The organism is Dyadobacter sp. NIV53, from assembly GCF_019711195.1.
GTDB lineage: Bacteria > Bacteroidota > Bacteroidia > Cytophagales > Spirosomataceae > Dyadobacter.
Map to the genome: position 1 here is coordinate 4,066,403 of NZ_CP081299.1, position 13,159 is coordinate 4,079,561.

The window sequence follows — 13,159 nt, forward strand, 5'->3', positions numbered from 1 at the left end:
ATAGATTAAAAACATTAACAACAGACCAGAATTGCCCTGATCCTAAAAGAATGGCAATTTTACAAAATAAAAACAGCAAATGGGAGGATGCAGTAAGGATTTCAAAAACCCAATAATTTCATTTGATAATTTGTAGGATTGAATGTTTTGCTCCTGCCTAATAATTCCTATCTTTAAGTGTAAAATTCAGAATAATATTTTATTTTTTTTAGTCACGCATCCATTTGACCACGCTCATCGTATATTTGATGGGCATTGTCTCAATTTAATTTCAGAATGAACCAGTCAGTAATTATTGCCTCTGTCAAGGAGAGTTTACCACAATTCATCAGCTCAGCAAACTATTCGAAAGTTATTGTAATTGCCGATAATAATACAAAAAAACACTGTTATCCACTTATTAAATCAGCTTTACCAAAACACAAATTAGTAGAAATTTCAAGCGGGGAGGTTTTTAAAACACTGGCCACCTGTGAGAAGATATGGAATGTGATGACAAGCGAAGAGCTCGACCGCCATGCACTTGTGATCAATATCGGAGGCGGCGTTATAGGTGACATGGGAGGTTTTTGCGCTGCTGTTTATAAAAGGGGAATAGATTTTATACAGATTCCGACCACACTTTTATCACAGGTGGATGCAAGTGTTGGAGGAAAGTTAGGGGTTGATTTTCATGGGTTTAAAAATCATCTGGGTGTTTTTAGCCTTCCTGAAAAAGTTTTGATAGATCCTGAATTTTTAAAAACATTACCTGAGCGGGAAATACGTTCGGGCTTTGCAGAAATTATTAAACATTGCCTGATCGCTGATGGCGAAAAGTGGAATCAGATAAGCCATAAAGATTTTGAGGAACAGAACTGGGCGGATTTGATTGATCATTCAGTGAAAATAAAACAGAAAGTAGTTGAGCAGGACCCGACAGAGAAGGGGTTAAGGAAAATCCTGAATTTCGGACACACACTCGGACATGCCGTTGAAACACATTTTTTGAGCAAACCGGCCATCCAGAGATTGTATCATGGCGAGGCAATTGCAGTAGGAATGATTATGGAAAGTTATTTATCATTGAAAAAGGGAATGATAAATAGTGAGTTATTAAGCCAGATCGAAGAATTTATTTTTGCAACTTATGGCAGGGTACAAATTGCAGCTGAGGATATTGAAGCAATTTTAGCACTCACCCGCCAGGATAAAAAGAACAGGGGAAGCGAAATCCGTTTTTCGCTTTTAACAGGGGCAGGAAGCTGCGGATATGACATAGTAGTTTCGGTTTCTGAAATGCGTAAAGCAATAGCTTATTACATGGGTTGACTTTTTGTGTAGACAGGCATAAGCTATTGATTTTTAAGGGTTTTTATTAATATACACAATACATATTTCATAACCTGACAAATAAAATGCTTATGTTCAAGTCTATTAAACCGTATGCCGCTTTGTTTTTTATAATAGTGCTGGCTGGATGCTCGAGTGGTCGTAAAGTGTTTGTGGAGCACGATTACAGTTATGAAACCAATTTTAAGGATTACTCCTCCTACACGTTCCTTGAATGCGAGCGCGATACAAACAATCTTTGTACAGAAATTTATGAAGCAATTCGCCGCCAGATGCAGGTGAGAGGTTACAAGCTGACAGCTGATAAACCAACACTGCTGGTTAATTATGGAATTTTCTATGATAATCTGCGCTATCAGGGTTACATGCAGCCGGTTATTAAAAACTGGGTAGATACGGAAAATGACGGATTTCGATATGAGCCGATCAAATACGCACTGGATAAAGGAACATTGATTGTCTCCTTAATTGATGCCGACAGCGACCAGGTAGTCTGGAGAGGTTACGCTTCCGGAATTTTTAAGGGAGCAGAAAATACAAATAATCATTATAGAAGCGTTGTAAGGCGTATTTTTGATCAATATCCGCTATTTGCAAAAGGATATGACCCAAGGCGATACAGCGAACAGGTAGGGAGATAAAATCTGGTTAAAAGATTAAAGGGTTAAAAGGTTTTGGGACATATGCGCCATTAACCTTTTAACCCTTCACCTTTTATCCCAATATTTTATCTAAGCTTCAAAGTCGCCAGCGTCAATATTGCCAGGATAATTCCTACTACCCAGAAACGGGTTACAATTTTGGCTTCGTGAATTCCTTTCTTTTGATAGTGATGGTGTAATGGTGACATGAGCAAGATGCGCCTGCCTTCGCCATACCGCTTTCGGGTATATTTGAAATAACCGACCTGCATAATTACAGACAGGTTTTCAGCAATGAAAATACCACACAGAACCGGGATTAACCATTCTTTTCGAAGTGCCAGTGCGATTACTGCAATAACACCTCCCAACATCAGACTTCCGGTATCACCCATGAAAACCTGTGCCGGATAAGCATTATACCACAGAAACCCGACACATGCACCAATGAAGGCAGCACAAAAAATTACCAGCTCTCCCGAATTAGGAATATACATGATATTGAGGTATTGAGAGAACTTGGTATTACCCGACAAATAAGCTAATACTCCCAAAGTCAATGCAATAATTCCTGAAACACCGGCGGCCAGTCCGTCTATTCCATCCGTTATATTTGCGCCATTGGAAATGGCGGTGATTATAAAAATCGCGACTATCGTATAAATAATCCAGGTATACTCCTCAGGAAGCCATCCAAATAGTAATGTTTTATAATCAAATTCACTATTCTTTAAAAATGGAATAGTCGTTACAGTCGGATGGATTATATCCCGGTAACGCTGCACTTCACCGATCGTAGAACTTAGCAGCGGCTGTTCGTAAATCCTGATTTTTACATTGTCGTTAAACGACATGGTAAGCCCAACGATCAATCCCAGCCCAACTTGACCTACAATTTTAAATTTTCCATGAAGGCCATCCTTGTTATTCCTGAATTTTTTCAGATAGTCATCTATAAAACCGATCAGGCCGGTCCACAATGCCGTAATGATAAGCAGAACAATATATACATTACTAAGTTTGGCAAACAGTAATACCGGAACCAGCAGGGAAGCGAGAATAATAAATCCTCCCATAGTAGGCGTACCCATTTTTTCCATTTGTCCTTCCAGCCCCAAATCCCGGATGGATTCTCCCATTTGCTTTTTTCTCAGAAAATTGATGATCCATTTACCGTACGTAGCTGCTATAAATAAAGACAACACAGTGGCACCAAGAGCTCTGAAAGAAATGTACTGGAATACACCAGCACCAGGTATATTGAACTGTTTGTCCAGATATTCAAATAAATAATATAACATGAAGAATGAATTGGGGGTGACAATTGCAAAGTTGCTTCTTTTCAAAGACTACGCAAATAGTATAACCGTTTTTAACGATGAGTTAATGAGATTGTTAGTTTTGCTCTTTTGATATGAAAGCCTGAATTAATATTTCTTTATCGTCGAAGTGATGTTTTACACCCTTAATTTCCTGGTAATTCTCATGCCCTTTTCCGGCAATTAAAATAATATCTTCAGGGTTTGCTTCTTCACAAGCCTTCAATATAGCTTCTCTGCGGTCTTCAATGACAGAAGTTTTTTTATAGTCCAGCGGCGGTACGCCTTTTCGCATCTGATCCAGAATATCCATTGGATCTTCATTACGGGGATTATCAGATGTTAAAATAACACGGTTGCTGTATTTACACGCAATAGCAGCCATTTTAGGCCTTTTTTCTGCATCCCGGTTTCCGCCACATCCCACAACCGTGATCACCTTTTCATTCCCGTTACGTAAATGTGTAATGGTTTCAAGTACATTTTCCAAAGCATCGGGTGTATGTGCATAATCCACAATCCCAACAATATTATCGGCTGAATGAAATTGTTCAAATCTGCCCGGAGGACTTTTCAGATTAGAAAGTTCGGTAAGTACAATCTCAGGATTTTCACCAAGAAGAACAGCCGCGCCATACACAGAAAGCAGATTATAAGCATTAAAACGGCCAATGACCCTAAACCAGACTTCCTGCAGATTAATTTCCATCTGCATGCCGGAAAGGGTATCAGAAATGATTTTTCCCTTGAAAGTAGCGAGCGTCTGTAAAGAATAGGTTTCTATCTTCGCTTTGGTATTCTGAACCATGACAGCTCCGCGTCGGTCATCGACATTGACTAATGCAAAAGCAGTTTTTGGCAATTGATCAAAAAAGCCTTTTTTTGCCTTGATGTAATTATCAAATGTCTTATGAAAATCAAGGTGATCGTGAGTGATATTGGTAAATATGCCACCAGCAAATTTTAATCCGGTAATACGGTGCTGTGCTACAGCATGCGAGCTGACTTCCATAAACACGTGGCTGCACCCTTTTTTCAGCATAACTGCCAAAAGCTGGTTCAGCGCAATGGAATCGGGCGTAGTGTGTGTGGAAGGAATAACTTCATCCTCAACCTGATTCTGAACAGTTGAAAGTAAGCCACAGCGATAACCTAATCTGCGGAAAAGCTGAAACAGAAATGTTGCAACAGAGGTTTTTCCATTGGTGCCTGTAACGCCGATCAGTGTTAATTTTTTTGATGGATAACCGTAAAATGCCGAAGCCATTAATCCCATTGCTTCTGCAGAGTCCAGTACTTTTATATAAGTAACATCCGGATTGATAATTGCCGGCAGTTCTTCGCATAAAATAGCAGTGGCTCCTGAATTTACCGCCGTTTCAATATACTGATGCCCGTCTGTCTGAGTGCCACGTAGCGCTACAAATAAGGTTCCGGGTAATACTTTTCTGGAATCTAAAATTAAACTATGAATAGATACATCCGTAGGTCCGGTGATAGTAACACCAGATACGTCATGCAATAATGAATGCAAAGATTTTTCCTGATCGTTCTCCATAAATGGATTTTACTGTAATGTTAAAAGGATCGTTTTAAGACCACTTGTGTTTTCCCCTGGCGGAAGTGACTGTTCTACAACTTTGCCAGATCCTTTAAAAGTAACTCTGTAACCCTTATTTTCTAAAATATATAAGGCATCCCGCATGGCCAGGCCCTGTAAATCAGGAATATCTTTTGAACTTACCGAAAGCGGTTTCCATCTTGGTTTTCCCTTATTTACAATTGAGCCTACAGCATAATCCGTTTCTTCCTGAAGCGGCGTGAGTTTTAGCTGGTCACTTATAATTTTAAGGTCTGAGGATTTACCGGCAAATTTGAGATCCCTGCTTTTTTCAGGAATAGAATCTTTTACCGGGCTTTGAATACTAACATCATAAGCATAAATACGATCGGCTACTTCCTTGAAAACCGGAGCCGCAATACTTCCCGCATAAAGCGTATAATTTGCACCTGATCCCTGCGGTGTATCAATAATAACAATACAGCTGTATTTTGGATTATCAGACGGAAAATAGCCCGCAAAGGAAGTATAATATTTACCAGGCATATACCTGCCATTGATCAGTTTCTGCGCTGTTCCTGTTTTGCCTGATATTTTGTAAAGCTTTGATTTAATATTGGTACCGGTTCCATGTTCCACCACACCTTCAAGCATCCTTTGCACTGTTTTGATGGTTTCCGGAGAGCACAAAGGTTTGTCCTCAACATAAGGCGAAAATTTGTCCTCCACTTTTTCTGCACTGCGGATTTCGCGCACAATCATCGGCCTGACCCAGTAACCATCATTAGCAACGGCATTATAAATCGCAAGTGTCTGCAAAGGAGTCATACCCATTTCGTAACCATACGACATCCAGTATAAAGAGTAATCACTCCACATCTTGGAATTCCGGTCTTTAATGTAAGGTGGTTTTTCACCTTTCATGTGGATTCCCGTCGGCTGTGTCAGGTGAAACTGTTTAAGATACTGAAGATATTTATCCGGTTTTTTTGCAAAATATCGCTGCATCAGCATCAAAACGCCAATATTGGATGATTTCTCAAATACCTGCGTGGCCGTAAGCGTTCCATGCCCGCCTCTTTTCGAATCGTCTACTGTAGTTCCCCGAAAACGGACGGATCCACCTCCTGTATTTACACTTACCTGGTCAGGATTCATTTTGGTTTCTTCCAGAAGTGCCATCATTGTGGGCAATTTGAAAGTAGAACCCGGATCAGCACTTCCTGCCAAAGCATAATTAAATATTTCTTCGTACTTTCCTTCACCGCGTTTGGTTAGATTGGCCATTGCCCTGATTTCGCCCGTGGCTACTTCCATGACAATTACACAGCCATAATTTGCCTTAGTTTCGGTAAGTTTCCGGCGAAGTGCAATTTCTGCCATATCCTGAAAATTCATGTCCAGGGTTGTATAAATATCTTTTCCGGTTACAGGTTGTACATTCAGTGCATCTCCAACTGGGATTTTTATACCACCTTCTACTACTTCAACCCAGCCAATACCTGATTTACCTTCTGAGTTTTTTATCAAAACTGGCTTCCACACCAATATAACCTCTTCCGCTTTTAGGATCAGTCCCGCCGATAGTACGGTCGGCCATAGGGCTGAATGGTTTATAGCGTTTATAAATCGTTTCAAATTTACCGCCTCCTCCTTTTCTTTCTTTAACAAAGAATGGCCATTTCCTTATTTTTTCACGATCAAGATGGCTTATAACTTTACTTTTGAGACGGAGATATCTTTTGTTTTTGCTCGTCCTGTAACGCAGGATTTTAGTTTTATAACCTGATGCGGTATTTTCTCCAAAACTCTTAGCTAACAGGCTTGCAAGCTGATCTACATTGTTATAAAAATAAGCCGAGTCAGCTACTTTAGTATCTAATCCTAAATAGTAATAGGGTAAAGAGGTGGCAAGAAGGCTATTGTCGTTGGAATATATGTTTCCCCGCATGGCTGGAATAGTATCCAGTTTCAGGTCATTTTTAGTGGAATATTCCTCCCAGGTCTTACCTTTAAATGTATCGTAATATTGTATCCGCAGTAATTTTGCAAAAACCAGAATAGCAAGCCCAAATAGAAGCCAACCCACGACTCTCGCCCGGTTGATTAGTGCCAGTTTATTGTTTTGGCCACTTTCTACATCATTTTTCATGACTTATTGTAATAAAAATATTGGAAATGACTGATGAAAAAAGTTTACAAATTGGTAGTTTCTTATCACTTTGATCTATTATTCATCTTTCTTGATAATAATTTTTTTAGGTGGCGTTAAATTTTCTTCCAGGCCAAGTTCCTTCACTTTATCAATCACGACCGACTGTTTTCCGCTTTTCATATATTCGGCATGAATGGAAGTGTATTCAGCACGAAGGTCATCTACTTCTTTTTTTAATTTAATACTGCTCCGCACATATTCTTCTGATTGAAATCCGATTCTTTCATAAATCACCAAAAGAAGAACAACCCATCCGAAGTAATAGAAGTATTTGACCGGAACGCGCTCCTCGTGGCCGGGCTCTTTTTCACCAAAAACTTTATCCAACGGCAAAAAACGGTTAAGCCAGTTAAAAAGGCTGTACTCCCGTTTTTTCTTTTTGGATTTTGGTGGTATTGGTTTAGGTCTTCTTTTATTTTCAGACATAGATTTATTGGCTATCAGCATTCAGCTTTTGGCTGTCGGCTTTTAAACTTGTGGAAAATCAAATATTTTCCGTGTAGAAAGCAATGATTTTCTAAATACCTTCTCTCTGCTTTACTCGTTCTGCGTAAAACCCCTTATTTCTCGGCAACCCTCAATTTTGCACTTCTTGCTCTGGGATTTTTGGCTACTTCTTCCGCACTTGCTTCAACCGGTTTTCTGGTAATACTTTTCAAAGGTTTGATCTCATTTCCATAAAAATCCTTTTCTACCTCACCATCAAATTTTCCCTTCTGGATAAAGTTTTTTACCAAACGGTCTTCCAGTGAATGATACGACATCACAACCAGCCTTCCGCCTGGCGACAACACTTCCGGAACCTGTGTCAGAAACTCTTCCAGTACACGTAACTCATCATTTACTTCAATGCGTAATGCCTGAAATACCTGAGCAAAATATTTATTCTCACGATGTTTGGGAGCATATTTCAGCAATATTCCTTTCAGGTCATTGATCGTTTCAATGGGCGTATTATGCCGGGAAGTGAATATGGCTTCGGCTGCTGTTCGCGCATTATGAACCTCACCGTACATGCCGAAAATTCTTTGTAATTCTGTCGCCGAACGGACATTCAGCACCTCACGTGCTGTTTTTTCGCTATTCGGGTTCATCCGCATATCCAGATCTGCATCAAATCGCGTTGAAAATCCTCTTAGCGGCGTATTGATCTGATGAGAAGAAACACCCAGATCGGCCAGTATTCCGTCTACTTTTTCTGCTTTATGTAATTTGAGGTAACGTTTCAAATGCCGGAAATTGGCAGCAATGAATGTAAACCTTTCATCATTCTTGAAAACTTCTGCATTGGCAACAGCGTCGGGATCCTGATCAAAAACCAGGAGCCGGCCGGTGGTAAGTTTTTCCAGGATAGCACGCGAATGTCCGCCGCCTCCAAAAGTAACGTCAACATATATTCCGTCGGGCCGGATATTCAATCCTTCCAGACATTCAGACAACATTACGGGTTCGTGATATGTACTTTGCAAACTCATTTATTAAAACCAACGTGCGTAGGAACTATTTCTTGCCACGAGGCAGTTACAAACTTAATAATTTTCAAGCGTAGGAATTGCCCATCTTAAAGGATTTAATTTTTAAAGCCTACCTGTCATTCCTTAATAATAAGTTGAACATGAGATTAATAAATTATTTTACAGCGATTTTAGTAATTGCAGTTATCGCTGGCTGTTCGTCCGGCGATACGAATCTGAAACGCGGGATATGGCGGGCTACCCTAAGCCGTGACGGACAGCAGCTTCCGTTATTGCTGGAAATATTTAAAAACCCGAAAGGCGATTCTTATACAGTATATACAATGAACGGCGGAGAGCGCCTGCGGTTGGATACGGCTTATTTCGAAAGAGATTCACTTCATATTCCTATGCAGCTTTTTGACGCAGAAATCGTGGCAAGCCTGGAAAAGGACGAACTTAAAGGAAGGTACAGCAGAACAAAAGAAGGAAATGTAACCGGTTCACTTCCTTTTCATGCGAAATTTGGCGAGAGTTACCGGTTCTTTCCGGAAGGAACTGCAAAGAGTACAAAGAATGTAAGCGGAAAATGGTCAACTGTCTTTGTTAATACAAGTACCGGCGATTCCACTGTTGCTGTTGGAAATTTTTCACAGGAAGGCAATGTAGTCCAGGGTTCTTTTTTAACACCAACCGGCGATTATCGTTTTCTGAATGGGAATGTGAACGGCGATAGTTTGTTTTTATCAACATTTGACGGTTCCAACGCGATGCTGTTCAAAGCAGCAATTCAAACGGACGGCTCTTTAAAAGGTGCATTATGGTCGGGAATTAAAGGTTACAAAATGTGGGTAGCGACGTTAAACCCGAACGCGAAACTTCCGGATGCTACCAAACTTACGTTTTTAAAACCAGGATATGATCAGGTAGATTTTTCCTTTCCTGACGCAAACGGAAAGAAAGTATCACTAAAAGATCCTCAGTTTAAAGATAAAGTAGTTATTCTCCAGATCATGGGTTCTTGGTGCCCTAATTGTATGGATGAAACCAATTTTCTGGCTCCCTGGTATAAAAACAATAAGGAACGTGGTATTGAAATCGTGGGATTATCTTTTGAACATTCTGACAAACCGGATATATCTTTTCCCAAAATAAAGAAAATGATAAACCGGTTTAATATGGATTATCCCGTACTGCTGGCAGGAACGAATACGGATGAAGCAACTGCAAAAGCTTTACCAATGTTAAATAAAGTAATGTCTTATCCAACTACCATTTTTATTGACAAAAAAGGTAAAGTACGCGAAATACATACGGGTTTTTCGGGCCCGGGAACTGGGAAATATTATGAAGAATATGTACAGGAATTTAATGGGTTAATTACCAAACTGGTTGAAGAAAAATAACCTGAACGAATAAAGTTTTGTAAGCACTTCGTAAGTTTTACGGGGTGCTTAATTTTTTTAGAACTAAATTAGTATGCTTGCATAATATTATTCTCTTTTCTTACATTTGCAGGAAGGACTCAAAGGTGATTAACATATTAATTTGTAACAATGCGCAAGGAAAAAACAATTGATTTCCAGATAAAATGGGCATGGCATTCTATTTCCAGAATGTACAATTCCTATGCTGCGCGTTACGATACGACAATGGCCGTGGGTTACGTATTGCTCAACATTGACATAGAACACGGAACTCCTGCAACTAAGATCGCTCCTTTATTGGGAATGGAACCAAGAAGCCTTGTCCGTATGCTTAAAAACCTTGAAGAACGTGGCCTGATTACGCGGGAAGTAAGCGAAAACGATAAGCGTTTTGTGAGAATTATGCTTACAGAATTGGGAAAAGAAAAACGGGAAGTAGCCAGAGAAGGCGTGCTTTCTTTTAATACCATGATTCGTGATAAAATTCCGCTGGAAAAGCTGGTTACGTTTTTTGAAGTGATCAAAGACATTAATAAAATAGTAGAAGAAGAAAACCAGAAATTAAAAACGTAGGGGCGGCCCTCGTGGCCGCCCAATATCGGACGGTAAATCAAGCGGTTACCCAATAATAAATAATTAATTAATCCGAAAAAGGGTGGCCACTAGGGTCGCCCCTACAACGACGACCCAAAAATTATACAATGAATCGTTCCATTCGTAAAGTTGCTGTACTTGGTTCCGGTATTATGGGATCGCGCATTGCATGTCATTTTGCCAATATTGGCGTTGAAGTTTTGCTGCTTGATATGGTGCCAAAAGAGCCAAATGATGCGGAAAAGGCAAAAGGGCTTACAACTGAGCATCCGGCAGTTCGTAACCGGATTGTAAATGATTCTTTCCAGCAAACGCTAAAAGCCACACCGGCATCTTTATTCAGTCCTGCATTTGCTTCAAGAATAAAACTTGGGAATTTTGATGACAATCTTAAAGATCTGAAAACATACGACTGGATAATTGAAGTGGTCGTGGAGCGTTTGGATATCAAGAAGAGCCTGTATGAAAAAGTAGAAGCGCACCGTAAACCGGGAACGCTGATTACTTCCAATACGTCCGGAATTCCGATTCATCTGATGGCGGAAGGCCGTAGTGACGATTTTAAAAGAATTTCTGTGGAACACACTTTTTCAATCCTCCCCGTTATCTAAAATTACTGGAAATTATTCCGACAGCTGAAACCGATCAGTCCGTGGTAGATTTTCTGATGCATTACGGAGATTTGTTTTTGGGGAAAACAACTGTTCTAAGTAAAGATACACCCGGATTCATAGCTAACCGCCTTGGAATATATGCTTTGATACAAACCATGCGGGTTGCTGCAGAAATGGGGCTGAGCGTGGATGAAGTAGATAAACTGACTGGTCCTGTTGCAGGCCGTCCAAAGTCTGGAACCTACCGGCTTTCAGATGTAGTTGGACTGGATACAACGGTTCATGTTGCCAATAATCTGTATGCATCCGGGGAAGGAAGTGACGAATCGCGTGATGCATTTATCCTGCCGGACATTATGCAGAAATTATATGATAACAAATGGCTGGGTGATAAAACCGGACAGGGATTTTATAAAAAAATAAAAGATGATAAGGGCAAATCGGTGATCCTTGCGCTGGATTTTGCAACATTGGAGTATAAACCTTCCGGAAAAGTAAAATTTGAAACGCTCGAATCTACTAAAGCTATTGGTGAAGTTCCAAAGCGTTTCAGTATTCTTTTGGCAGGAAAAGATAAAGCAGGGGAATTTTACCGAAAAACGTTTGCAGATATTTTCAAATATGCTTCGTTTAGAATTCCCGAAATTTCAGATGAAATTTTCAGGATAGACCAGGCTATTTCTGCGGGGTTTGGCTGGCAGCTTGGCTTATTTGAAACGTGGGATGCGATTGGTGTAAAAAGTATGCTCGGTATCATGGAAGAACTAAACATGAAACCGGCTGCGTGGGTTTATGAAATGATTGAGGCAGGTAATGAAGCTTTTTATAAAGTTGAAAGTGGTAAGCGCTTGTATTATGACATTCCTTCCAAATCGTATAAAAAATTACCGGGACAGGATAGCTTTATTCTGTTGGGTAATCTCTCAAATAACATTGTATGGAAAAATGCCGGGGCGAATTTGTATGACATTGGTGACGGAATCCTGAACCTGGAATTCAAATCCAAAATGAATACCATGGGTTCCGAAGTTATTGAAGGAATCCAGAAAGGAATCAGTCTGGCTGAAAAAGAATATCGCGGACTGGTAATTGGAAATGAATCGAATGAAGCTTTTTCAGCAGGAGCCAATCTTGCCATGCTTTTCATGTTTGCTATTGAAGAAGAATTTGATGAGATCAACATGGTGATTTCGCAGTTTCAGCAAACGATGATGCGTGCACGATATTCTTCTATTCCGGTAGTGACGGCCGTGCATTCACTTGCATTAGGCGGCGGCTGTGAACTGAACCTGCATGCTGATAAAGTAATAGCGCACGCAGAAACGTATATGGGACTGGTTGAATTTGGTGTTGGAATTATTCCTGCAGGTGGTGGAAGTAAGGAAATGGCGCTGCGTTGCTCGGATATGTATCAGGCTGGTGACACTGAACTTAATATTCTACAGACTGCATTTATGAATATTGCCCAGGCAAAAGTTTCTACATCTGCACAGGAAGCAAGAGCGATGAATTATCTTCAGGAAAAAGACCAGATCGTACTAAACCGTTCCCGATTGATTGCTGAGGCAAAACAGGCGGCGATTGATCTGGCAGAAAACGGATATACCCAGCCAAAGCAAAGAACAGATATAAAAGTGCAGGGAAAAGCCGGAATGGCATTATTTATGGCAGGAATATCTCAAATGCGCATTGCCAATTACATCAGCGATCACGATGCAAAAATTGCTAATAAACTGGCTTATGTTATGAACGGCGGCGATTTAAGTTATCCCCAAAATGTAACAGAACAATATCTTCTGGATCTGGAAAGAGAAGCGTTTTTGTCTCTTTGTGGTGAAAAGAAAACACTGGAAAGAATGCAGGGGTTACTGAATGGTGGTAAACCGCCAAGAAATTGATTATTAAAACGAGATAATTAATTTGTAATATTCAAGACGCACTTACATCCGTGGCACGGCTGATATACCAGGCTTGATATGGGCTTTAAGTATCAGCCGTGCCA

10 protein-coding genes and 1 pseudogene are annotated in these 13,159 nt (G+C 40.2%); 5 read left to right on the top strand and 6 right to left on the bottom strand.

All coding sequences use genetic code 11. The features are described from left to right. Window positions 1–276 precede the first annotated feature (276 nt). Together aroB and KZC02_RS16610 are read left to right on the top strand one after the other, a co-directional pair. The gene (aroB, locus tag KZC02_RS16605) at window positions 277–1,311 is read left to right on the top strand and encodes a 3-dehydroquinate synthase (protein WP_221389740.1); all 1,035 of its coding nucleotides are present in this window, start codon (window positions 277–279) and stop codon (window positions 1,309–1,311) included. Between the two features lie 86 nt (window positions 1,312–1,397). Next, window positions 1,398–1,973: a DUF4136 domain-containing protein gene (locus tag KZC02_RS16610; protein ID WP_221389741.1), complete on the top strand. Its 576-nt coding sequence runs from the start codon at window positions 1,398–1,400 to the stop codon at window positions 1,971–1,973. 86 nt (window positions 1,974–2,059) lie between these two features. On the opposite strand, the gene mraY is transcribed toward KZC02_RS16610, so the two are convergent. The 6 genes from mraY to rsmH all read right to left on the bottom strand — a co-directional run bounded on the left by mraY (window position 2,060) and on the right by rsmH (window position 8,543). Beyond that, window positions 2,060–3,274 (bottom strand): phospho-N-acetylmuramoyl-pentapeptide-transferase, encoded by a 1,215-nt coding sequence (gene mraY, locus KZC02_RS16615; protein ID WP_221389742.1) that lies wholly within the window; start codon window positions 3,272–3,274, stop codon window positions 2,060–2,062. A gap of 94 nt (window positions 3,275–3,368) precedes the next feature. Continuing rightward, window positions 3,369–4,850, bottom strand: coding sequence for a UDP-N-acetylmuramoyl-L-alanyl-D-glutamate--2,6-diaminopimelate ligase (locus KZC02_RS16620; protein ID WP_221389743.1), 1,482 nt, complete (start codon window positions 4,848–4,850; stop codon window positions 3,369–3,371). A 9-nt stretch (window positions 4,851–4,859) separates the two neighbouring features. Then, window positions 4,860–6,383, bottom strand: a complete 1,524-nt coding sequence (locus KZC02_RS16625) for a penicillin-binding protein (RefSeq protein ID WP_229253636.1) — start codon at window positions 6,381–6,383, stop codon at window positions 4,860–4,862. After that, entirely contained in the window at window positions 6,361–7,005 is a 645-nt protein-coding gene (locus tag KZC02_RS31890; protein WP_229253637.1) for a hypothetical protein, read from the bottom strand. The genes KZC02_RS16625 and KZC02_RS31890 overlap by 23 nt, the downstream gene beginning before the upstream one ends. Window positions 7,006–7,083: 78 nt before the next feature. Further along, a complete protein-coding gene (locus KZC02_RS16630) occupies window positions 7,084–7,494 on the bottom strand; it encodes an FtsL-like putative cell division protein (RefSeq protein ID WP_221389744.1) in 411 nt (136 codons plus the stop codon). Between the two features lie 134 nt (window positions 7,495–7,628). Next, window positions 7,629–8,543, bottom strand: coding sequence for a 16S rRNA (cytosine(1402)-N(4))-methyltransferase RsmH (rsmH, locus tag KZC02_RS16635; RefSeq protein ID WP_221389745.1), 915 nt, complete (start codon window positions 8,541–8,543; stop codon window positions 7,629–7,631). 140 nt (window positions 8,544–8,683) lie between these two features. Here rsmH and KZC02_RS16640 point away from each other — a divergent pair, with 140 nt between their 5' ends. From KZC02_RS16640 to KZC02_RS16650, 3 genes and pseudogenes are all read left to right on the top strand, one after another. Continuing rightward, a complete protein-coding gene (locus KZC02_RS16640) occupies window positions 8,684–9,928 on the top strand; it encodes a peroxiredoxin (protein ID WP_221389746.1) in 1,245 nt (414 codons plus the stop codon). A gap of 150 nt (window positions 9,929–10,078) precedes the next feature. Next, window positions 10,079–10,522, top strand: a complete 444-nt coding sequence (locus KZC02_RS16645; protein WP_221389747.1) for a MarR family winged helix-turn-helix transcriptional regulator — start codon at window positions 10,079–10,081, stop codon at window positions 10,520–10,522. Between the two features lie 128 nt (window positions 10,523–10,650). Continuing rightward, window positions 10,651–13,055 (top strand): annotated as a pseudogene (locus tag KZC02_RS16650) (3-hydroxyacyl-CoA dehydrogenase/enoyl-CoA hydratase family protein). Window positions 13,056–13,159: the final 104 nt, after the last annotated feature.